General features: G+C 52.3%; 21 protein-coding genes, 3 tRNA genes and 1 rRNA gene. 11 read left to right on the forward strand and 14 right to left on the reverse strand.

Features of this window, described 5'->3' with window-relative positions:
• Window positions 1–307 precede the first annotated feature (307 nt).
• Window positions 308–757, forward strand: coding sequence for an META domain-containing protein (locus tag INT19_RS06215; protein ID WP_089039838.1), 450 nt, complete (start codon window positions 308–310; stop codon window positions 755–757).
• Window positions 758–777: 20 nt separating this feature from the next.
• On the opposite strand, the gene INT19_RS06220 is transcribed toward INT19_RS06215, so the two are convergent.
• Window positions 778–1,680 carry a LysR family transcriptional regulator gene (locus INT19_RS06220; RefSeq protein ID WP_226916971.1) on the reverse strand — a complete coding sequence of 301 codons (903 nt, stop codon included), beginning with the start codon at window positions 1,678–1,680 and terminating at the stop codon, window positions 778–780.
• A 134-nt stretch (window positions 1,681–1,814) separates the two neighbouring features.
• On the opposite strand from INT19_RS06220, the gene INT19_RS06225 reads away from it, so the two are divergent.
• The 3 genes from INT19_RS06225 to INT19_RS06235 all read left to right on the forward strand — a co-directional run bounded on the left by INT19_RS06225 (window position 1,815) and on the right by INT19_RS06235 (window position 4,684).
• Entirely contained in the window at window positions 1,815–2,453 is a 639-nt protein-coding gene (locus tag INT19_RS06225; RefSeq protein ID WP_193060145.1) for a DsbA family protein, read from the forward strand.
• Window positions 2,454–2,593: 140 nt separating this feature from the next.
• A protein-coding gene (locus INT19_RS06230; protein WP_174788252.1) for an IS3 family transposase occupies window positions 2,594–3,756 on the forward strand; the annotation gives its coding sequence in 2 pieces (ribosomal slippage) (window positions 2,594–2,867 and window positions 2,867–3,756; 1,164 coding nt in all).
• A 64-nt stretch (window positions 3,757–3,820) separates the two neighbouring features.
• Window positions 3,821–4,684, forward strand: a complete 864-nt coding sequence (locus tag INT19_RS06235; protein ID WP_193060146.1) for an MBL fold metallo-hydrolase — start codon at window positions 3,821–3,823, stop codon at window positions 4,682–4,684.
• Between the two features lie 189 nt (window positions 4,685–4,873).
• On the opposite strand, the gene INT19_RS06240 is transcribed toward INT19_RS06235, so the two are convergent.
• The 7 genes from INT19_RS06240 to INT19_RS06270 all read right to left on the reverse strand — a co-directional run bounded on the left by INT19_RS06240 (window position 4,874) and on the right by INT19_RS06270 (window position 9,739).
• Window positions 4,874–4,949 (reverse strand) — tRNA-Thr (locus INT19_RS06240).
• A gap of 72 nt (window positions 4,950–5,021) precedes the next feature.
• Window positions 5,022–5,096 (reverse strand) — tRNA-Gln (locus INT19_RS06245).
• Window positions 5,097–5,101: 5 nt separating this feature from the next.
• A tRNA-Phe gene (locus INT19_RS06250) sits at window positions 5,102–5,177 on the reverse strand.
• A 174-nt stretch (window positions 5,178–5,351) separates the two neighbouring features.
• Entirely contained in the window at window positions 5,352–5,627 is a 276-nt protein-coding gene (locus tag INT19_RS06255; RefSeq protein WP_083007102.1) for an oxidative damage protection protein, read from the reverse strand.
• 55 nt (window positions 5,628–5,682) lie between these two features.
• Window positions 5,683–6,780: an A/G-specific adenine glycosylase gene (gene mutY / locus INT19_RS06260; RefSeq protein WP_193060147.1), complete on the reverse strand. Its 1,098-nt coding sequence runs from the start codon at window positions 6,778–6,780 to the stop codon at window positions 5,683–5,685.
• 143 nt (window positions 6,781–6,923) lie between these two features.
• Window positions 6,924–9,257 carry an AsmA family protein gene (locus tag INT19_RS06265; protein WP_193060148.1) on the reverse strand — a complete coding sequence of 778 codons (2,334 nt, stop codon included), beginning with the start codon at window positions 9,255–9,257 and terminating at the stop codon, window positions 6,924–6,926.
• Complete coding sequence (locus tag INT19_RS06270) at window positions 9,254–9,739, reverse strand: acetyl-CoA sensor PanZ family protein (RefSeq protein WP_089039886.1); 486 nt, start codon at window positions 9,737–9,739, stop codon at window positions 9,254–9,256. Before INT19_RS06270 ends, INT19_RS06265 begins: the two co-directional genes overlap by 4 nt.
• Window positions 9,740–9,945: 206 nt before the next feature.
• Between INT19_RS06270 and hisB the strand changes: the two genes are divergently transcribed.
• The 5 genes from hisB to INT19_RS06295 are packed head-to-tail and all read left to right on the forward strand — an operon-like array spanning window position 9,946 to window position 13,310.
• Window positions 9,946–10,539: an imidazoleglycerol-phosphate dehydratase HisB gene (gene hisB, locus INT19_RS06275; RefSeq protein WP_030074661.1), complete on the forward strand. Its 594-nt coding sequence runs from the start codon at window positions 9,946–9,948 to the stop codon at window positions 10,537–10,539.
• A 52-nt stretch (window positions 10,540–10,591) separates the two neighbouring features.
• The gene (gene hisH / locus INT19_RS06280) at window positions 10,592–11,233 is read left to right on the forward strand and encodes an imidazole glycerol phosphate synthase subunit HisH (protein ID WP_038478294.1); all 642 of its coding nucleotides are present in this window, start codon (window positions 10,592–10,594) and stop codon (window positions 11,231–11,233) included.
• An 11-nt stretch (window positions 11,234–11,244) separates the two neighbouring features.
• Window positions 11,245–11,991 carry a 1-(5-phosphoribosyl)-5-[(5-phosphoribosylamino)methylideneamino]imidazole-4-carboxamide isomerase gene (gene hisA, locus INT19_RS06285; RefSeq protein WP_095604466.1) on the forward strand — a complete coding sequence of 249 codons (747 nt, stop codon included), beginning with the start codon at window positions 11,245–11,247 and terminating at the stop codon, window positions 11,989–11,991.
• On the forward strand, window positions 11,988–12,761 hold the full coding sequence (gene hisF, locus INT19_RS06290; RefSeq protein ID WP_193060149.1) for an imidazole glycerol phosphate synthase subunit HisF: 774 nt from the start codon (window positions 11,988–11,990) through the stop codon (window positions 12,759–12,761). Before hisA ends, hisF begins: the two co-directional genes overlap by 4 nt.
• A 42-nt stretch (window positions 12,762–12,803) precedes the next feature.
• Complete coding sequence (locus tag INT19_RS06295) at window positions 12,804–13,310, forward strand: hypothetical protein (protein ID WP_193060150.1); 507 nt, start codon at window positions 12,804–12,806, stop codon at window positions 13,308–13,310.
• A gap of 13 nt (window positions 13,311–13,323) precedes the next feature.
• Here the strand turns inward: INT19_RS06295 and INT19_RS06300 are convergent, their stop codons facing one another.
• Window positions 13,324–13,926 carry a YjaG family protein gene (locus INT19_RS06300; RefSeq protein WP_193060151.1) on the reverse strand — a complete coding sequence of 201 codons (603 nt, stop codon included), beginning with the start codon at window positions 13,924–13,926 and terminating at the stop codon, window positions 13,324–13,326.
• 112 nt (window positions 13,927–14,038) lie between these two features.
• On the opposite strand from INT19_RS06300, the gene INT19_RS06305 reads away from it, so the two are divergent.
• Window positions 14,039–14,731 carry a type 1 glutamine amidotransferase gene (locus INT19_RS06305; RefSeq protein ID WP_193060152.1) on the forward strand — a complete coding sequence of 231 codons (693 nt, stop codon included), beginning with the start codon at window positions 14,039–14,041 and terminating at the stop codon, window positions 14,729–14,731.
• Window positions 14,732–14,753: 22 nt separating this feature from the next.
• Here the strand turns inward: INT19_RS06305 and mnmH are convergent, their stop codons facing one another.
• The 4 genes from mnmH to INT19_RS06325 all read right to left on the reverse strand — a co-directional run bounded on the left by mnmH (window position 14,754) and on the right by INT19_RS06325 (window position 18,851).
• A complete protein-coding gene (gene mnmH / locus INT19_RS06310) occupies window positions 14,754–15,842 on the reverse strand; it encodes a tRNA 2-selenouridine(34) synthase MnmH (protein WP_193060153.1) in 1,089 nt (362 codons plus the stop codon).
• Window positions 15,839–16,876, reverse strand: coding sequence for a selenide, water dikinase SelD (selD, locus tag INT19_RS06315; protein ID WP_089039892.1), 1,038 nt, complete (start codon window positions 16,874–16,876; stop codon window positions 15,839–15,841). The genes mnmH and selD overlap by 4 nt, the downstream gene beginning before the upstream one ends.
• A gap of 45 nt (window positions 16,877–16,921) precedes the next feature.
• Complete coding sequence (gene radA / locus INT19_RS06320) at window positions 16,922–18,292, reverse strand: DNA repair protein RadA (protein ID WP_193060155.1); 1,371 nt, start codon at window positions 18,290–18,292, stop codon at window positions 16,922–16,924.
• 109 nt (window positions 18,293–18,401) lie between these two features.
• The gene (locus INT19_RS06325) at window positions 18,402–18,851 is read right to left on the reverse strand and encodes a copper resistance protein NlpE N-terminal domain-containing protein (protein WP_089039894.1); all 450 of its coding nucleotides are present in this window, start codon (window positions 18,849–18,851) and stop codon (window positions 18,402–18,404) included.
• A gap of 164 nt (window positions 18,852–19,015) precedes the next feature.
• On the opposite strand from INT19_RS06325, the gene hisC reads away from it, so the two are divergent.
• On the forward strand, window positions 19,016–20,077 hold the full coding sequence (hisC, locus tag INT19_RS06330) for a histidinol-phosphate transaminase (RefSeq protein ID WP_193060154.1): 1,062 nt from the start codon (window positions 19,016–19,018) through the stop codon (window positions 20,075–20,077).
• A 128-nt stretch (window positions 20,078–20,205) separates the two neighbouring features.
• Here the strand turns inward: hisC and rrf are convergent.
• Window positions 20,206–20,321 (reverse strand): 5S ribosomal RNA (rrf, locus tag INT19_RS06335).
• Window positions 20,322–20,461: the final 140 nt, after the last annotated feature.

The raw sequence follows: 20,461 nt of genomic DNA on the forward strand, positions 1-20,461 counted from the left end.
AATTACGGAAAAAGTAACTCGATAACTTTTGCATAACCACTTAACTGAGACAATGACATTAAAATTAATCACATTTTAGTCATCACATCATCTTCATATCGCATTCAGCCTTTCACAGCTCCAGCAAACTGGTGTGTTATAAAAAAACAATCAAGCAGCGATGAATAAAAAAAAGGTTTACTATTTATATAAAGCATTAAAACAAGAGCAGACTCAGGTTGTTAACAAAGTATCGGACAGAAGCTAAGGTAGCAAAACATTATCAATCCGATTATTATTTTATGACGCAAACCTAGAGAAACGCTTTATGAAAAAATTACCCCTTATCGCATCTACTCTTATTATCCTGCTAGCGAGCGGGTGCCAATCACACTCAGCGCCTCATCAAGCAGTCAAGCCTGACGAAACGCTAACCAATACGTACTGGAAACTGGTCACGCTTGAAGGGCAACCCATCATCACCGCTGAAAACTTTCGCGAGCCTCATCTTGTGCTCCATGAAGAAAATACACGGCTAGCTGGCTCAACTGGCTGCAATAACTTGATTGGCAGTTACCGTGTTGATGGTAAGCAAATAGCATTTGAACAAGTTGGCACCACGATGATGGCCTGCCCCGACACGCAAATGCGTAACGAGCAGGCAATGCTAAGCACACTTAATAACGTAGACACTTGGCAAGTAGACGGTGGTTCCTTGTCACTTAAAAATGCCAATGGCAAACCAGTGGCAGTATTTGAGGCCGTGCATCTTTATTAGCCATCGGTTTGCAGGTAAGCTCACTTAATGAAAGCGCCCTCTTGTCGCTGCTGCTCTCTACGTACAAGTATGTCGACAAACGCACGCACTTTCGCAGGACGAAAACGTGCTAATGGGAAAGCGACATGTATGCCGCCGGAGGGCAAACTCCACTGGGGCAAAATATGTATAAGGCGCCCGGCGGCTATATCGCCTGCTATGACATAATCCGGCAATACCGAGATTCCCGCACCAGCGTACAACGCTTCACGTACCGCGAGTGTCGCATCAAGAAAGATTGAGGCGCGCACGTGGATGGTTCTGCGTTCACCCTTACTGAGTGAAAACTCCCACTGCAATGGATGGGGCAGCGCTTTATTAGCAATGAACGGGAACTTCAATAACTCTTCCGGCTGAGAGAGCTGCGCCACCTCTTTTTCAAGGCTTGGCGATGCAACGAGCAATTGCCGAAAAGAGCCTATTTTCCTTGCTTGCACGCTTGCCTCTGTTAGCCAACCAACACGGATAGCCAGTTCGATATCCTCAGCCATCAGATCGACTTTTTGATCCCGCAGCGTAGCATCGACCCGGCAATCGGGATATTGCTGGGTATATGCAGCAATCGCAGGCACCACAAAGGTGACACCGTAATCGAAAGGGGCCGTCAATCGTAATGTGCCTGTCGGCTCCTGGGCTATTTCGCCTAACTCATCAAAAGCATCTTCAGCTTCACGGAGAATCAAGGCACAGCGTTGGTAAAACACTTTTCCAGCGGAGGTAACTTGTACCGATCGCGTCGTACGCGTGAGGAGAGAGGTTCTAAACTCTTGCTCAAGGCGTGCCACCTGCTGGCTAACCACCGCCTTGGTGATACCCAGACGCTCTGCGGCGGCCGTAAAAGACCCCGTTTCAACCACTGCCGCAAAGTAAGTTAAGCGCCGCAAGTTATTAAATCCGCCTAGCTTACTTCCACTTCGACTGTATGCTTTTTCCATACACATAATATGCTTCGTATGTATTTATCCGTCAATACAATCTCTTTAGCATGCGAGTCCATCATGTATAGAGAGACTCGACGATGAATAACACTTTGTATTACCTGTTCGACCCTTTGTGTGGCTGGTGCTATGGCGCAACATCATCTGTTTCAGACGTGATCGCGGCAGACGATATAAACGTGGTTCTGTTACCCAGCGGCCTTTTCTCAGGCCGTGGCGGAAGGCAAATGGATCATGAATTCGCGGCCTATGCCTGGAGTAACGATCAGCGGATTGAGCGCCTAACGGGGCAACTATTCACTCAACTATATCGCGATCACGTGTTAAGCGATCATCATCAGCGGTTTGATAGTAGTGCCGCTACGCTAGCGCTAACGGCAGTATCGCTTACCGCACCCGCCGATGAGTTCGAGGCTTTAAAAGCAATCCAATACGCACGCTACGTACAGGGTCGTGATGTGACATCTCAAGTCACGTTGGTTGAGATTCTACAAAGACTTGAGCTGACACAAGCGGCTGAGTTAATGACAGGTGCCAGTGAAACACTTATCCATTCCAATCGTTCTCGCATTTCACAGGCTCAAACGCTAATGCAGAAGCTTAACGTTCGAGGAGTGCCCACGTTCATCGCTCAGTCGAGTGGAAACCTAAAGGTTCTTTCCACGAATGAGTTGTATGCCAACCCCAGTGCGCTAGCCCAACAGATGCGCGCGCTATAACGCGCCAACTTAATCAATTGACCCTCTAAACAAAATTGCAGAAGAAAGAAAAAATGGCTACTCGGCGTATGTTTGAAGTGGTTATAGTTTCCCGGACACACAGACGCAGATAATATTATCTGCCCATCAAGGTGTGTGCCATGAGTCAGAAAAAAAGCAATTCGTATACAGCCGAGTTTAAAGAAGCCGCCGTCAAACTAGCGGTGGAATCCGATCAACCGATCGCCCAGTCGGCGCGCGAGTTGGGCGTTAACGTCAACACGCTGCATACTTGGATCGATAAATTCCATGGCAAGCAGACGAGTGATTCGAGTAGTGCGGTTGACGACAAGCACCTATATGAAGAGTTGAAGCAACTCCGGCGTGAGAATGCTCGGCTGAAGGAAGAGCGGGAACTGTTAAAAAAGGCGGCGGCCTTCTTCGCCAAAGAATCGAACTGAGGTACGGCTTCATCGAGGAGCATCGGGGCACGTTCAGCACTGCCCTGATGTGCCGAGTGTTTGAAGTCTCTCGCAGTGGCTATTACGAGTGGCGAACTAGACCGTCCAGCCAGCGAGTCCGGGATGATCAGGCGTTGAAGGCCAGTATTCGTGAACATCATAAAAAAAGCCGCTCAACCTATGGAACACGGCGTATTCAAAAGCAACTGGCTGAAGACGGAGAAACCGTCAGCCGCCGTCGAATCGGTCGATTGATGGGTGAAGAGGGCCTTGAGTGCAAGATGCGGCGCAAGTTCAAAGCGACGACCAATTCAAAGCATAACAAGCCGGTAGCCGCGAACCTGCTGAATCGTAACTTCACGGCATCAGAGCCTGATCAGGCTTATGTCGGTGATATCACCTATATCCCGACACGGGAGGGCTGGCTGTACCTAGCCGTCTTCATTGACCTTTGCTCACGAGCGGTCGTCGGATGGTCCATGGATAGCCGGATGCCGGCAGCGTTGGTGAACGACGCGCTGACCATGGCGATCTTTAAGCGTCGGCCAGCAGCCGGTCTGCTGGTTCACAGTGACCGTGGCAGCCAGTATGCCTCGGATAGTTTCCAGGGCTTGCTCAAGCAGCATGAGTTCAAGTGCAGCATGAGCCGCAAGGGTAACTGTTGGGACAACGCCCCGTCAGAAAGCTTCTTTCATACTCTAAAGACCGAGTTGGTGTATCACGAGGACTTTAAGACGCGAGAGGAAGCGAGGCAGGCGATCTTCGAGTATATCGAGGTATTTTATAATCGGGTGCGGCTGCACTCCAGCAACGACTATATGAGTCCAGCGGACTATGAATCGAGGCTACGTGCAGCCGCTTAAAAAAGTGTCCGGAAAACTGTTGCCAGATCAGTTTTTAAAGTCATTAACTGCCTTAGGATTATCCATGGCTATAAGTACTGGCAACCTAAGTGGCATAAAAAAGAGCCTCGCGTCTGATGATCAATTAAGTTGGCAGCATTTTCCTGCGGGAGAAAATGGCTTTTTCCGAGCGCCCGTATTGGTGACGGGAGCGACAGAGGCAGTATTAATTGATAGCAGCTTTACCTTATCTGATGGACGTGCAATTGCCGAGGCAATCCAACAGAGCGGTAAGCAGCTAACTACCGTCTATATTAGCCAAAGCGATCCTGATTACTATTTTGGCCTTGGCGCGATACAAGCAGCATTTCTCGATGCTCGCGTTATCGCCGCCCCCGCCACAATTGATGCTATCAAGGGAAATGTAGAGAAAAAAATCTCCACATGGTCACCCCAGCTCCAAGAAAACGGACCACAATCACTTGATGAAATCGTTATGCCCGAGGCGTTTGATGGCCAAGCATTGCAAGTCGATGGTCAAGACATTCAGATTGTTAATGTAGAGGGCCTGCCCAATCGTCGCTACCTCTGGGCTCCCTCCCTGGATGCTGTTTTTGGAGGTGTGCTGGTATTCTCAGACCTACACGTGTGGACAGCAGACACCCCTACTGCTGAACAGCGAGCGGCTTGGGTACAAGCGCTTGATGAAATGGCAGCACGCTCTCCTAGGGTCGTTATACCCGGTCACATGCAACCTGACGCAGCTATTGATGCTTCCGCGATTCAATATACACGTGACTACCTATTAGCATTTGAAGAAGAGCTCGCCAAAGCGAATAACAGCGATGAACTCATTGAAGCAATGACCCGTCGCTACCCAAATGCAAAGCTAAGCGTTGCACTACAGATTGGCGCTAAAGTAGCTATGGGGGAAATGAACTGGGGATAGTCATTTTTCTCTATAGTATAGAGGTGGACGATGACTATCTTTCTGCAATGGCAGCTTGGTCACCCAACTTGCAAGGTTCAGTTGTGAAGGTGCCCACGCTGTAGACACTTTATAGACACATACGAAAAAGCCGCCCTTTCGGACGGCTTAATCTAATTCTCTAACGCTCTGATTTTAACCACTTTTCAGTGGTGCCGACACCAGGAGTCGAACCCGGGACCTACTGATTACAAGTCAGTTGCTCTACCAACTGAGCTATGTCGGCTCTTCGCGCTTTCTTGAGAATATGATTGCTTCACTGTTAAGCTTTGCAATCAACAAGAAATCTTGTTGGCAATGGCTGGGGTACCAGGATTCGAACCTGGGAATGCCGATACCAAAAACCGGTGCCTTACCACTTGGCGATACCCCAACGTTTGGTGGCCAGAGACGGAATCGAACCGCCGACACGGGGATTTTCAATCCCCTGCTCTACCAACTGAGCTATCTGGCCGCTGCCAACGGTGCGTATTAAACTAAAAACTCAGCTTTTCGTCAACACTTTCGTGAAACTTTCTTTCTAGTCACGTGCTTAGGGCACTTCTTTGCAGGGCTCAAAACGTGCAAAAGCCGCGCCATCCGTGGGCTGCACCGAGTTTCACTCCTTACAGCCTTGCTTCCTGAACGCTTAAGCCTGGGTAGGCGGCACGTAACCTTCCGCTTGATCCGTTGCTTCGTTATTTAGAAAACGCTGCATTTGATCCATCAAATAGGCGCGCGCCTCGGGCTCTAACATGTTGAGGTGCTTTTCATTAATCAAGCGCGTTTGCAACGACTGCCACTCTTCCCAGGCCTGCTTAGACACCGTGGCTTGAATCTCTTGGCCCTGCTTACCTGGCAGTGGTGGAAATGGCAGAGCGGGTAGCTCTTGTTGGTACTTGCGGCAAAAAACGGTGGTGCTCATGGTGTACTCCTTTTTGAATAACGCTGCGAATATAAAAGTAATAACGCGAGTGAGGTTAGCGCGACGGCCCCGGCGTTGGATCTAGGGAAAAAGGCGCCAGCTGGCTCAGCAGCGATTTAACCGGCGCAGCCAAGCCAAGCGAGGGCGGTGCGTCAACGTCATACCACACGCCATCTTCTCTTACGCCGTTCAGCCTATCGCAACTGACGGGCTGAGGCGTAATCAATAGCCGAAAATGGCTAAACGTATGAGTAAAGCTGGGCAGTGGCGCATGGCGCTCGGGGGACGTCACATGATCAGCCAGCCAATCGTCCAGTTCACTATGTTGCTCAAATTGAGGCAGGCTCCATAGGCCTCCCCACAGGCCGCTGGGTGGCCGTTGCTCTAACCACACCCGCCCTTGCCTGTCTCGTAGCATCAGCATAATGGTTTCACGCGTCGGCAAGGCTTTTTTAGGCTTGGATTCGGGAAAGCGTTGCGGCTCACCTTGGGCATAGGCACGGCATACGTCGTTAAACGGACAGATCAGGCAATCAGGTTTGCTGCGTTTACATAGCGTGGCGCCGAAATCCATGATGGCTTGGGTATAGTCGGCAAGACGGGTATTGGGCGTGAAATACTCAGCCAACGCCCATAGTGAGCGCTCTACTGCTGGTTTGCCTGGCCAGCCAGTAATGGCATGCAAGCGAGTCAGCGATCGTTTTACATTGCCATCTAAAATCGCGGCCTGCTGACCAGAGCTTTGCGCGATGATCGCGCCAGCAGTGGAGCGGCCGATACCTGGCAGCGCCATTAACGCTTCGACACTGTCCGTTGGCAGCTCTCCCCCATGGGACGCTAACGCCACTTGGGCCGCTTTATGCAAATTACGGGCACGGGCGTAGTAACCCAGCCCGGTCCAGAGATGCAGCACGTCGTCCTGAGGTGCGTTGGCCAGTGCTTCTAACGTGGGAAAGCGCGTCATAAAGCGTTTGAAGTAGGGAATAACCGTCGCGACTTGGGTTTGCTGGAGCATAATTTCAGATACCCATACCCGGTAGGCACTTCGGGGCGACTGCCAAGGCAGGTCATGCCGGCCATACTGATCGAACCAGGTAAGCAAGCGGCGTTGAAACTCTTCCGCCGCGAGGCACGGTGTAAACATGTCGGCCATAGGATTTCCTTAAACAGTAAAACGGCACCCTGCAATTAGCCGTCAGTTGGCCTTGCTATTATGTGGCTAACTAACACGCAAAAAAGCGCCGGCGGTAAGGCCGGCGCACACTGATTGTATCGCTTCAAAACGTGCATGAATGCTCAGTTAAATAGACGACGAATCCCCTCACGAAGTTCCTGACCAGCGCCTTCTCCTAGGCGTTCGTCAATTTGATCAAGCGAATCGCCCAGCCGCTCCTCAAGCTCTTCTTCAAGACGGCCGCCTGCTTCATTACGTAGTAGGTCTATCACCGCTGCTTGGAAAGCCGAACGATCAAATCGGCACCACTGGGTTTTATCGTCGCCCACATGGCCTTCACAACGAACTGGAAGAGGCAACTGCTCTAAACGCGAGTTCACGTTACAGGCGGCATCGGCTGTGTCGACCAACCTAGCATTTGCCTCAGTCGTAAAATTCAGCGTATTGAGACTGAATTCGCCTTCACCCTGTACATCAATACCAGGAAGGGTGATAAGCAAATCGTCGCTATTTACTACACCATTACGCACTTGGAAGGTCGCATCAAACCGTTCAAAACGCGTATCAGGTTCCCATTCGCGCTGGGTGCTTTCGCCCTCTAGCTGCGCCACTATCTCGCACATTTGCTGAGAGATATTCGTTTGCAGAATCGCTCCGTCGCTTAGCTGCGCAGTTAGCTCGCCGTTAAGATTATTGATGAGCACGTCACGGCGATTGCCTTGAGTCGTCAGTGCACCTTCCAAGTTAAAGCGGCCTCGTAACGGTGATGCCTCTTCACTAAAGGTTTCAATGAGCGGTGCGACCTGAACATCACTGACACTTGGAGAAATCTGCCATTCCAGTATGTTCGCTGTCGCATCTAGACGGCCAGTCGAATTAAGCTCGCCCTCATAAAAACGTGACTCAAAGGCTGTCAGTTGGTGCACTCCATTCTCGCCGCGCAAGCTTAGCGAAGTGTCATCGAACGTTAGTCCCGCCAGCACAAGCTGGTCGACGCTTAAGCCCCCCTCTAGCGATAGCGTGCTCAGCCATTCCTGAGGCAATAGTGCCCCATCGGTTTGGGCAAAGGCTTTGCGCAGTATACCTCGGCTAGCTTGTTGAGCGGTTTCCGGACCAGGCAGATAATGATCAATATTCAGTTGGTCACCTTCCAGATTAAAGGCGAGCCGAGTACCGTCCAGCGCGGCGGAAATATTACCTGTAAAGGTACTGTCGTCCACTACTAAGGAAAGACGCGGCAATGCAATACTCGTCATATCGCCTTCAATTGGGCTAGTCATCGCCACATCTCTCAGGGCACTTTCATTGGCCGTCTTGAGAGTAATGCCTGCGCGAGATAACCAAGGCCGCAATGTAAAAGGCGCTGCGGTGAGTTGGCCACTGTATTGAGGAGAGTCTAAAAACTTTTCGACATTGAGATGACCACTGACTCTCAGCCCATCCGGCCCGGTTAACTGAGCATCTTTAAACTGAGCAGTTTGCGCCGCCCAGTCACTTTCCAAACCAAATGCCAACGAAAGCGCGAGGCTACCCTGCCAATTGTCTGGATGACGTAAGCCCGCGTCAACGACACCCTCGCGAATCGTAAGTTGCTGCTCCCCCATTCGGGCAACTATTTCAGCTGCTTTCAAACTAAGCTGCTGCGGATCACTTTCTCCAGAGCGTCGCGTACGGGTCGTCAGCTGGATATTTTCAAAAACCAACTGCTCATCTTTCAAACCTAAACGAAGACGAGTTTCGAGATTCACTTCGCTGGTCAGGTCGGGCGTACGCTCCAACACCTCTGCATCTAAGCGATTATGCTTAGTTAATGTAAACATGGTTTTTAAAGGGAAGGAGCGTAACGGATTGACGTTGGCGCCTGAAATATTGAGCGGCTGCACACGCCAAAGCGCTTGGCTTTGCTCATCACGGAAGCGAATATCAGCATTTTTCACTTCTACGCTGGCAATATTCAGCACCACCGACAAACTTCCAGCATCTGCGTTGGGGCCAGCGCTTGCAGGCGCCAGTACCGTTTCCGCTGTTTCGTTACCCTGCTCAGCGAGGCGCTCTAGTAACGGCTGCCAATTACCTTCGCCCTGCTCATCCTTTTCAAGGTTTAAGCGCATGCCATCTAGGGTTAAGCCATCAACCGCGATTTCGCCGCGTAATAAAGGGGCAAAGGCGACGCTAACTTCAGCTCGCTCAATGGCGGCAAACGCACTCTCGTCCTGAGCTTGCTCTGGCAGCCACGCTTTTGCCTGCTCAACACTGACCCCTATACGCGGATAAAATGACCATGTGATCGGGCCTTCCAACGCTAGATTCAGGCCAGTTTGTTCTTCTACCACCGCAGTTAGCCGAGGCTTGAAATCTTCTGGGTCAAGAAAAGTGGTGACATACACCACTGCGGCAACGGCAACAATCGCTAAAATACCTACCGCGGCCAGCAAAATACGTAGTAGATGATTCATTGCCCTTTTCCTTGTGGGTCGAGCTCAACAAAATCACTGGTGATGGAATCATCCGACGGCGCGGATGATTCAGGGGCTACGGGGCGATAACCAAGCTTTGAGAGCAGTACTCGATCGGCTAACGGCAGCGACGACGTTGCGATGCGCAGCACACGTCCTTCCTGTTTTGCCTGCTCTCCTAACAGTGCCATTAGTCGTGTGCCTACGCCACGCCGTCGGGTGGGTTTACGCACGCACAGCTCGGAGAGCCACCAGGCGCGGTCAGCTGCCTCTTTTATCGCCACTGCACCGAGCAGTCGATCATTAAAATGTGCGCAGGCAAAAAAGTGCTGCCCTTTTAAATGCTGTTCAATAAAAGGGGCGACCGTTGGTGTAGGCATTCGCTCTTGGGGCGCATCTTCATAAATGCGTATTAGGTCAATACGCACCTGCTCCTCTGCTTCCCAACGGGCCTGGTCGACGTAATCCAATGTCACCGGCATGGTGAAATCCTCTTTGCCAAAGCAGCAAGGCTGCTATTCTACCGCCAGCAAAGGCGGCTACCTTTCGCGCATTGTAGCGGATGGGGGTGCCGATTCACTATAATGGTCGCTTTTGGCACAGGTTATGCTTTGATCTGGCGGTGTTAACATTACCCGACGATCCACCAATACCCCCTCAGAGTGCGCATCAGCGCAGGAGATGCAACATGTCAGCGCGTATTGCCACGGTAAGCCGTGACACCAACGAAACGCAGATTACGGTCAGCGTCAACCTTGATGGCGAAGGCCGTCTCCGCAGCGACACCGGCGTTCCGTTTCTTGACCATATGCTTGATCAAGTGGCTCGTCATGGGATGGTGGATCTCGACATTGACGCAAAAGGCGATCTGCACATCGATGATCACCATACAGTTGAAGATCTAGGCATTACCCTAGGCCAAGCATTTCACCAAGCGATCGGCGATAAACGCGGCATCTATCGCTACGGGCATGCATACGTTCCTCTTGATGAAGCGTTGTCCCGTGTGGTTATCGACTTCTCCGGCCGTCCAGGTCTCTATATGAATGTCGACTTCACCCGCGATACCATTGGCCGTATGGATACCCAGCTGTTTTGGGAATTTTTCCAAGGCTTCGTCAACCATGCGCGCGTCACCCTGCATATTGACAATATAAAAGGCTTTAATGCTCACCATCAGGCTGAGACTATATTTAAAGCGTTTGGCCGCGCGCTGCGCATGGCGGTGGCAGAAGACCCGCGTATGGCGGGACAAATGCCGTCTACCAAAGGAAGCCTATAATGCCGGGTATTGCAGCGAGTGGTAGCTCGCCAACGATCACAAGGAGCGCTTTATGACCATCGCGGTAATCGATTATGGAATGGGCAACCTGCACTCTGTGGCAAAAGCGCTTGAGCACGTCACCCACGAAAATGTGATTATTACTCGCGACCCGCGACGTATTCTAGGTGCAACGCGCCTAGTACTCCCGGGCCAAGGGGCTATTAGGGACTGTGTAGGCGAGCTGGAACGTACCGAGCTACGCGGCTTAGTCGATGACATCCTTACCCGTCAAGCGAAACCACTATTGGGTATTTGCGTGGGCCAGCAAATGCTGATGGAACGTAGCGAAGAGAACGGTGGCGTAGATTGCCTAGGCTTTTTCCATGGCAGCGTTGATCGTTTTCCGGCCAATATGCGCGATGATTACGAACAGCGCTTAAAAGTCCCGCACATGGGCTGGAACCTTGTAGCGCAGCATCACGATCACCCGCTATGGTCAGGCATTGACGATAACGAACACTTCTATTTTGTACACAGCTACTACGTTAATGCGACTGACGACGCGCAAGTGTTTGGTACTACCCAGTACGGCAAGGTTTGCGCCCATGTAGCGATTGGCCGTGACGCCACCTTCGCTGTGCAGTTCCATCCTGAAAAAAGCTCCCGCGCGGGCCTTCGCCTGCTAGAAAACTTTGTCACCTGGACGCCCTGAGAGGTTTCACAATGTTGGTAATTCCCGCGATTGATCTCAAAGACGGCCAGTGTGTGCGCTTGAAGCAAGGCCGCATGGAAGATTCAACGTCCTACGGCGATGACCCTGTTGCCATGGCCGCTCGCTGGGTAGAAGCGGGTGCTCGCCGCCTGCACTTGGTTGACCTAAACGGCGCTTTTGAAGGCAAGCCGATGAACGGCGAGGCAGTCACCGCAATTGCGCGCGCCTACCCTAAGCTGCCCATCCAAATTGGCGGCGGTATCCGCTCAGCGGAAACCATTGAGCATTATTTAAATGCCGGGGTTTCTTACGTCATTATTGGCACTAAAGCAGTTAAAGAGCCGAACTTCGTGGGCGAAATGTGCCGTGCGTTCCCAGGCCACATTATTGTTGGCCTGGATGCTAAAGATGGCTATGTGGCCACCGATGGCTGGGCGGAAGTATCCACTTTAAAGGCGACCGAGCTCGCCAAGCGCTTTGCCAATGACGGCGTTTCCAGCATTGTCTATACCGACATCGCCCGCGATGGCATGATGCAAGGCGTCAATGTAGAAGCCACGGCTGCGCTAGCCCGCGAAGGTGGCTTACCGGTGATTGCTTCCGGTGGCGTCACCAATTTAGACGACATTCGTGCGCTGTGTGATGTCGCTGACAGCGGCATTTTAGGCGCGATTACCGGCCGCGCGATCTATGAAGGCAGCCTCGATGTGGCAGAAGCTCAGCGCTTGAGCGACCAGCTTAGCGGAGGCGACAAATGAGTTTAGCGAAACGTATTATCCCTTGCTTAGATGTCGATGCCGGACGCGTGGTGAAAGGCGTTAACTTTGTTGGCATCCGTGATGCAGGCGACCCGGTCGAAATTGCTCAGCGCTATAACCAGCAGGGTGCCGATGAAATCACCTTCCTCGACATTACCGCCAGCCATGAAAACCGTGACACAACGGTCGACATGGTAGAGCGCATTGCCGGTGAAGTGTTTATTCCCCTCACCGTGGGGGGAGGCATCCGCAGTTGCGATGATATTCGCACGATGCTGAATGCAGGGGCTGACAAAGTCTCCATCAATACCGCCGCGGTGACCAACCCCGAGTTTGTTCGCGAAGCCGCCGAGCGCTTTGGCAGCCAATGTATTGTGGTGGCGATTGACGCTAAGAAGGTGTCTAAAGAAGGCGAGCCTCCTCGCTGGGAAATATTCACTCACGGTGGGCGTCGACCAACGGGACTGGATGCCATCGAGTGGGCCAAAAAGATGGTAGAGTTTGGTGCTGGCGAGTTATTGCTCACCAGTATGGATCGCGACGGCACTAAAGTGGGCTTTGATCTGGGGGTTACCCATGCTATTTCTGAAGCCGTTAGCGTGCCGGTGATTGCTTCTGGCGGTGTAGGAAACTTGGATCACCTAGTAGACGGCGTACTCAAAGGTGGTGCCGATGCGGTATTGGCAGCAAGCATCTTCCACTTTGGTGAATATACGATACCAGAAGCAAAACGTTACATGGCGGAGCACGGCATCGAAATGCGCCTTTAGCGAAACCACTTAGCAAAAAGCCCTTCTCTCAGGAGCAGTGACATGCCTCGTTATTATCAATGGGCAGGAGGGATAGCAGGGATTTGGCTGAGCACTACCGTCTCAGCCTTTTCTTTGCCAGATTGGCCTCCCACCTTAGAACTTGATCACACACTGGTGCAAACCAGTTTGCTAACGCGCCACTTCGATCCTGACCCTGACCATACCAATCAGCAAAAACTGGCAAGCATTGAACTACATAATCCAGACCGCTGGTTAACAGGGGCGGCATGGTTTAAAAACTCATTTGATCAACCAACCTGGTATTTTTATGCTGGGCGTGAATTCCCGCTTTGGCAATTTGCCGAAGAGATCAACGTACGCGCCAAGCTAACTGGCGGGCTACTACACGGCTATAAAGGTGAATATCGCGACAAGATTCCCTTTAACCATTTAGGCACGGCGCCTGCACTGCTACCCAGCATTGGCGTGCAATGGGGGCGTGTAGAATCAGACCTTATCATCTTCGGCACCGCCGGCATGATGGTCACGGCGGGCCTGCGGTTTTAACCAGCTTCGACCGTTACTCCTCGCCTTCGTCTAAGGTTAAACCAAGATTACTAATGCCGTTATTACGCCCTAGCTGACGAATTTCTTTTAGGGAGGTTTTATTAATTGGCTCGCTCACGGCGTCCAAAACAGCGTCCTGGAAATCATTTTCGTCGGCCATCAAGGGATGGTCGCGAATGATCAGCGCAAGCGCCTGGGCATCTTCTTCACCTTCCGTTAGCTCGATAAAAGCGCGCACGCCCGCTCGCGAGGTGCGGCTGACATCTAACACGGCTTCGGGCGACTCCCCCAGCAACGTATCCAGCAGCGCGGATACCGACACAACAGCATCTAACGCTCGGCGCGCTCCAAAGCTCTCATCATCTTCAGGAGGTTCGCACTCAGCCAGTTTTTCCGCTTGCCGAGCAAAGTCTATGCTCGCATTCGAAACGCTCAAACGTTCCCACACCAGGCTCAGCACAGTCCGCAGTGTATGCTCGTCACCTACCCCCGCGGTTTGTTGATAAAGCGCGTAGTTAGGTAGCAGACGTTCACATAGGGCTGCCATAAACGCTTGCTGAGCGGGCAACGGCAACTGTTGAAGCCGCTGGTAAAATCCTAGGGGTTTAGCCACCATGCTGATTTCCTGGGTCACAATATTGGTGAAATGAACGCGATACGTTATCGTCGCACAAACGCGGCAGGAGATCCCTATCGCGTTATTAACATCGGCCGGCGAGGAGATTACCATGCATATCCATCTGCTACAGCACGGCCCTGACCATGGTCCCGCTCGTCTAACTGACTGGCTTGAGAGTATGGGCCATAGTTACACCGTTTTTCATCTTTATGCGGGCGAGCTAACCCCACGACCAGGTGAGTGCGACGCGCTAATTATACTGGATGGCCCTGAACGTCTAGTGAATGATCCACCCGATTGGTTTAAAGCCGAACGCAAGCTGATTAACCGCTATCTGGATGGGCAGAAACCAGTATTGGGTATTGGCTTGGGCGCACTGTGGATAGCGGAGGCGCTGGATGCCGTTATTGCACCAGGCACCTACCCTGAAATTGGCTGGCACCAAATAACACTTGCCCCAGAAAGCACCTTTGACCTACCCGAACAATTTGAGGCATTTATGAGGCACCGCCTCGTGTTTAGCTTACCGGAAAGCGCACTACCACTAGGCGGCAGTGCAGCAGCACCACTGCAAGGTTTTTCGTGGGACGCCGGGCGTGTCGTCGGTTTACTGTGTCATTTCGAAGCGACGGCTTCTAGCGTATCACCACTGCTCAATGCCGATGAGTGGCCACAGCCCAAAACTGCCGCAGCAGGACGCTTTATACAAACCAGTGAACAGATCCTAGAAGATGCTGGACGCTTTCATCAGTTAGCCCCGCTGCTAGACCGCGTGATGACCCAATGGCTGAAAGCGGCATAAGCTATAGATGAATACAACGCCGCTAAGCGCTCCACTGCCTAGCGGCTTCTAAGCAGCTTTCCCAATCGCCAACATGCAGTTCCACAGGACGGTTATCTCGCTGCTTTTCAAGATGATAGCGATAAAGTGGGTCGTAATATTCGGTCAACAGTGGCGCAAGCCATGCTTCGTGGGCTTGAATATTCCCTAGCGCATGGGCATCAAACGCCATACCTTGTAATCGCTGTAGACGCTGCAATCGGGCATTGCCTAAGCGTTTCGCCAAACGCTCCAGGGCATTGGCTAATTGGAGTCGCATACGTTGCCAGCCCTCTTGCTGGCCGTAACGGGCAGTGTAGCGCTGTTCAAGTGCTTCGATATAGTCACGGCGCAACTGCTCTAAACGCCAATCCAAGGGCATCTCAATGCGTATTCGCGGCGCACGCTGCAGGGCATGCCAAAAGGTAAGCGGAATATTGGCATTACCGATTTGCCGCGACTCATCTTCTACCACTAAGCTTCCCGTCAGCCCAATTAAGCGCTTGGCTAAGGCATGTTCAAAATCAATTTGTGTTGTCGGTTCTTCTGGCTGCCTCCCAAAAGCCGATCCTTTATGGTTGGCAAACGCCTCCAGATCAATGCCGTTACTCAATTGATTAATTAGCGTCGTTTTCGCGCAACCCGTCAGCCCCGCCACGACCAGCATCGGCTGGCTGGCAGCCTCATCAATGCGCTGACATAGCCGTTGCCGCATCGCTTTCCAGCCACCGTCAATGCGCGGCCTGTTGATGCCTGCATCAGCAAGCCATTGCTGTGCAATTTGCGAACGCAGCCCTCCGCGAAAACAGTAGATAATAGCGTCTGGTTGACGCGCTACGTATCCCAGCCACGCGTCAACGCGTGCTCGTTTAGTGTCACCGCTGACTAAACGTTCACCTAACCCGATTGCCACCTGCTGTCCGTGCTGTTTATAAGCAATGCCCACTTGATGGCGCTCATCATCAACCATTAACGGTAAGTTAACCGCGCCAGGCAAACTGCCTTGAATAAATTCAACCGGGGCGCGCACATCTATCAGCGGTGTTGTTTGCGCAATTAAGTTCAATGATGCCGGAACAGTGGCTAGCGTCATCCAATGACCTCAATCAAAACGTCGCCTTGAGCTGCCTTCATGGTGCCAAACGGCACCAAGGTAAGACTGTGCTCACGACCAATACGCTCTACATCGTCTTCCCAGGCAGGGTCGACACTGATCAGCAAACCACCTGACGTCTGAGGATCACACAGCCATTGCCAGTGAGCATCGTCCATCGCAGGCAACGCTTTGCCAAGGGCTTCGCGGTTGCGCAGCGAACCCCCGGGGACAGCGCCCTGCCGACGGTAGGCTTCGGCTTCTGCTAAACGGGGTAAGCGGCGAAAATCGATCTGCGCCATCACACCGCTTGCGCTGCACATTTCAGCTAGGTGTCCAGCAAGGCCAAACCCGGTGACATCCGTCATAGCGTTAACGCCTTTCACCTTAGCTAACTCAACACCGATATGATTGGGCTTGAGCATCGTTTCACGAGCAAGGCCGTGATGGCCAGCCTCTAACAAACCCCGTTTTTCGGCTGTGGTTAGTAGCCCTACGCCAAGTGGCTTGGTTAGGAATAACAGGTCATTAGGCTTTGCTTGGCTGTTGAGCTTTAAATGCGCTAAATCGACTAACCCGTTGACCGCCAAACCAAACATCGGCTCAGGAGCATCGATCGAGTGACCGCCCGCTAACGCTACCCCTAGCTCACGACAAACAGCCTGGGCACCGGCAACAACATCTCCCGCGATTTCTGCGCTGAGTTTATCCAGCGGCCAACCTAAAATCCCTAATGCCATGACCGGCGTGCCACCCATGGCATAGACATCGCTAATCGCGTTAGTGGCAGCAATACGACCAAAATCAAAGGGGTCATCGACAATCGGCATAAAGAAGTCGGTGGTCGCAATCATGCCGCGGCCATCACCCAAATCATACACCGCTGCGTCTTCGCGTCCCTTGTTACCGACAATGAGGCGTTTATGGCCCGCGGCAGGCCCAGCTTTAGCAAGAATCCCATCCAGTACATCTGGTGCAATTTTGCAGCCGCAACCCGCTCCGTGACTATATTGGGTTAACCGAATTGCACTCATGGCGCCTCTCCTTAGTCTTAATGCTTTTCCTTAGCATAGCTTACGCTACAACGCTTCCAGGGCATCGCTCAATTTATCGACAGGGATAACCTCCATTCCCTTCGGAGCCTGCTTGGGTGCGTTGCCGCGCGGAACAATTGCCCTTAGAAAACCGTGCTTAGCCGCTTCAGCAATGCGTTCTTGCCCACTGGGCACTGGTCGAATTTCTCCTGAAAGCCCCACTTCGCCAAACACCACCAGCTCTTTTGGCAGTGCGCGATTTTGCAGACTGGACACCACGGCTAACAGCACCGCTAAGTCAGCACTGGTTTCGAGCACTTTCACTCCACCCACCACGTTAAGGAAGACATCCTGATCACCGGTAAACAGACCACCGTGGCGATTTAATACGGCTAGCAGCATGGCAAGTCGGTTTTGATCGACGCCAACGGCAACACGGCGAGGATTACCCAGGGCAGACTCATCCACCAATGCCTGCACCTCCACTAGAATTGGCCGAGTGCCTTCCCACACCACCATGACCAAGCTACCGGGTGCCTGCTCTTCTTGGCGTGAGAGGAAAATCGCACTGGGGTTTTTAACCTCTTTCAAGCCTTGCTCGAGCATTGCAAACACACCCAGCTCATTCACCGCGCCGAAGCGGTTTTTCTGGCCGCGGAGCGTTCTAAATCGAGAATCAGCTCCGCCCTCTAATAGCAACGAAGCATCAATCATGTGCTCCAGCACTTTAGGACCCGCCAGCGTGCCATCTTTGGTCACATGACCAACCAGCAAAAGAACCGTGTTCGTTTGCTTAGCGAAGCGTGTCAGCGCTGCCGCAGATTCCCGTACCTGGGCAACGCCTCCCGGCGCAGAGCTGATATCTTCCAGATGCATAGTCTGGATGGAGTCAATCACCAGAATCTCTGGCTTCTCCCGTTCAGATACCGCCAAGATGGTTTCCACGCTGGTCTCGGCCAACATTTTCAAGCCATTAGTAGGCAGCTGTAAGCGGTGGGCGCGCATGGCGACTTGGGAAAGCGACTCCTCCCCAGTGACATATAGAATACGCCGCTGCTGGGCGAGCTTGCAGGCAGTTTGTAGAAGCAGTGTAGATTTACCAGCGCCTGGATTCCCCCCCAGTAACACAGCGGAACCCGGCACTAAGCCACCACCCAGCACACGGTCAAACTCGGCAAAGGTCGAGGTAAGGCGAGGAACCTCACTGAGATTCACATTGCTAAGATCCACTACATCGCGCGACAGGTCTCCAGCATAGCCCGCTCGTCCCGTCGCAGTACCACCTCCAGGTCGCGCACTGGCCAAACGAATCTCACTTAGCGTGTTCCACTCCTGGCAGCTGGAGCACTGGCCTTGCCACTTTCGATACTCTGCACCGCACTCGGTACATACAAAGGCACTCTTCGCTTTCGCCACCGCCATGTTGCTCCTGTTGATATCTTGATGTCGCCACTGAGATTTATGCATCAGATCGCTAGAAATGCAAAAGGCGGCCAATGGCCGCCTTTGAGCGTCGCTTCACACTTTATTGACGCTGTAACTGCAGCATTTCGCCATTCTCGAAACGACGACGCTCTGGGTCGATTAGCTCCAGCGTGCGCTCACTGATACGCTGGAAGTAGTAAATCTGACCATCGCCATTCGGCGTTAATTCATAGACAGTAGCATCCGGATCAGACGGCGTGCCCGTCAACACTTCCCAGTTACCTGCATAGTTTTCGTCTGGTGGTGTTTGTGGATGATTACGATAAGTGGCGTTTAACGTGAACGTCCGTTCTTCAGGAGCACTCATTTCTTCGCCTATCATCGTCACATCCAAGTCGATACCATCGCAGTTGCGGCAAGGCAGCGTACCTTGGTAATTGACTTGAGAAGCAGTCATTCCTGCATCTTCACTCTGGCCCGTCGGGCCAGCTGCACAGCCCGCCAGCAGTGCCAACATAGCCGAGCCGGCTAGCAAACTCCTAAATTGCATTGAGTGTCTCCTTATCGTGTTGGACATACATTTCTTTCGCGCGCTTATGACAGCATAACCGCTACAAGGTGCGACGCCCACCCCCTTACTTACTTGAATGCTTGCGCTCGGGCAGCCATCGGGTGACCATGGGGTATTAACATTAGGATAATCAGGTTACCCGCATGAGCCAATACTGGAGTCCAGCTGTTCGGGAGCTTACCCCCTATGTGCCAGGTGAGCAGCCCCGCGAACAGGTTATTAAACTCAACACCAATGAAAACCCTTACCCACCCGCGCCAGGGGTGAGCAAGGCGCTGCGTAATTATGCCATCGATCATTTGCGCTTGTATCCTGACCCTACCTCTTATGCATTGCGTACAGCGCTGGCTGAAAGCTATGGGGTTAGCGTGGCAGAAACCTTCGTCGGCAATGGGTCAGATGAAGTGCTCGCGTTTGCGTTTCAGGCCTTCTTCTGCCATGACGCACCGCTGGATGTCCCCTCAATCACCTATAGCTTCTACCCTGTTTACGCCAATCTTTATGGCGTCACGCTTCGCAAACACCCACTAAATGCCCAGTGGGAAGTTGATATTGATGCTCTGGCGAGTGCATCAGAGCGCAGCGGCGTTATTTTTGCCAACCCAAACGCGCCGACTGGACACGCGCACCCCCTCGAAACCATTGAGGCTCTGCTTAAGCGCGTGACAAACCGGGTTGTATTAATTGATGAGGCTTATGTTGATTTCGGCGCAGAAAGCGCTGTCGCCTTAGTTGAGCGCCACCCTAACCTGCTAGTCACTGGAACGTTCTCTAAATCACGTAGCTTGGCGGGGTTACGCTTGGGCTATGCCATCGGCTCCCCAGAGCTGATTGATGGACTTCAGCGGGTCAAAGACTCGTTTAACTCCTATCCCGTCGATAGTCTAGCGAGCCTCATCGGCATTGAAGCCCTTAAGGATGAAGAACATTTTAACGCCTGCCGAAATAATGTGATCACGACTCGAGAGCGCACGCGTCAGCGTCTTGAGCAGCTAGGCTTTGAAGTACTGCCATCAAAAGCCAACTTCGTGCTTGCCCAGCATCCCGATTTTGAAGGCGCTCAGCTGTTTGCAGGCCTCCGCGAGCGAGGAGTCTTGGTACGTCACTTTAATACTGACGCGCTCAACAACTCCTTGCGCATCACCATCGGCACAGATGATGAAATGGATAGTTTAATAGAGGCACTGGAAGCAATCTGCCGCTAATTCTCACATTTTCAAAGCATAAAAAAATCCCCCAAGGCATCAGCCCTGGGGGATTTTTTCGAATAGTCTATAACCAATAGCGCAAACAAAAAACCCAGCCGATGGGCTGGGTTCTTTGTTAAATAAGTGCCTGACGATGACCTACTCTCGCATGGGGAGACCCCACACTACCATCGGCGCTAAGCGGTTTCACTTCTGAGTTCGGCATGGGATCAGGTGGTTCACGCGTGCTATGGTCGTCAGGCGTAACTGGTCATGTATATCATGCTGAATATGTAACTGATGTTTTGTGGCGTCTCTTGTTTCCTGTCACTGACAGGAAGCGCGTATCCGGTTTTCATTATCACTGCGACCAGACCCCTTGGGTGTTATAGGGTCAAGCCT

Origin of the sequence: Halomonas sp. 3A7M (assembly GCF_014897875.1) — a bacterium.
In the GTDB taxonomy this organism is placed as follows: domain Bacteria; phylum Pseudomonadota; class Gammaproteobacteria; order Pseudomonadales; family Halomonadaceae; genus Vreelandella.

Excerpts from the sequence above, each read along its gene's own strand:
- INT19_RS06215 (WP_089039838.1), top strand. The coding sequence starts at position 308 with ATGAAAAAATTACCCCTTATCGCATCTACTCTTATTATCCTGCTAGCG.
- INT19_RS06225 (WP_193060145.1), top strand. The coding sequence starts at position 1,815 with ATGAATAACACTTTGTATTACCTGTTCGACCCTTTGTGTGGCTGGTGC.
- INT19_RS06235 (WP_193060146.1), top strand. The coding sequence starts at position 3,821 with ATGGCTATAAGTACTGGCAACCTAAGTGGCATAAAAAAGAGCCTCGCG.
- INT19_RS06255 (WP_083007102.1), bottom strand. The coding sequence starts at position 5,627 with ATGAGCACCACCGTTTTTTGCCGCAAGTACCAACAAGAGCTACCCGCT.
- mutY (WP_193060147.1), bottom strand. The coding sequence starts at position 6,780 with ATGGCCGACATGTTTACACCGTGCCTCGCGGCGGAAGAGTTTCAACGC.
- INT19_RS06265 (WP_193060148.1), bottom strand. The coding sequence starts at position 9,257 with ATGAATCATCTACTACGTATTTTGCTGGCCGCGGTAGGTATTTTAGCG.
- INT19_RS06270 (WP_089039886.1), bottom strand. The coding sequence starts at position 9,739 with ATGCCGGTGACATTGGATTACGTCGACCAGGCCCGTTGGGAAGCAGAG.
- hisB (WP_030074661.1), top strand. The coding sequence starts at position 9,946 with ATGTCAGCGCGTATTGCCACGGTAAGCCGTGACACCAACGAAACGCAG.
- hisH (WP_038478294.1), top strand. The coding sequence starts at position 10,592 with ATGACCATCGCGGTAATCGATTATGGAATGGGCAACCTGCACTCTGTG.
- hisA (WP_095604466.1), top strand. The coding sequence starts at position 11,245 with ATGTTGGTAATTCCCGCGATTGATCTCAAAGACGGCCAGTGTGTGCGC.
- hisF (WP_193060149.1), top strand. The coding sequence starts at position 11,988 with ATGAGTTTAGCGAAACGTATTATCCCTTGCTTAGATGTCGATGCCGGA.
- INT19_RS06295 (WP_193060150.1), top strand. The coding sequence starts at position 12,804 with ATGCCTCGTTATTATCAATGGGCAGGAGGGATAGCAGGGATTTGGCTG.
- INT19_RS06300 (WP_193060151.1), bottom strand. The coding sequence starts at position 13,926 with ATGGTGGCTAAACCCCTAGGATTTTACCAGCGGCTTCAACAGTTGCCG.
- INT19_RS06305 (WP_193060152.1), top strand. The coding sequence starts at position 14,039 with ATGCATATCCATCTGCTACAGCACGGCCCTGACCATGGTCCCGCTCGT.
- mnmH (WP_193060153.1), bottom strand. The coding sequence starts at position 15,842 with ATGACGCTAGCCACTGTTCCGGCATCATTGAACTTAATTGCGCAAACA.
- selD (WP_089039892.1), bottom strand. The coding sequence starts at position 16,876 with ATGAGTGCAATTCGGTTAACCCAATATAGTCACGGAGCGGGTTGCGGC.
- INT19_RS06325 (WP_089039894.1), bottom strand. The coding sequence starts at position 18,851 with ATGCAATTTAGGAGTTTGCTAGCCGGCTCGGCTATGTTGGCACTGCTG.
- hisC (WP_193060154.1), top strand. The coding sequence starts at position 19,016 with ATGAGCCAATACTGGAGTCCAGCTGTTCGGGAGCTTACCCCCTATGTG.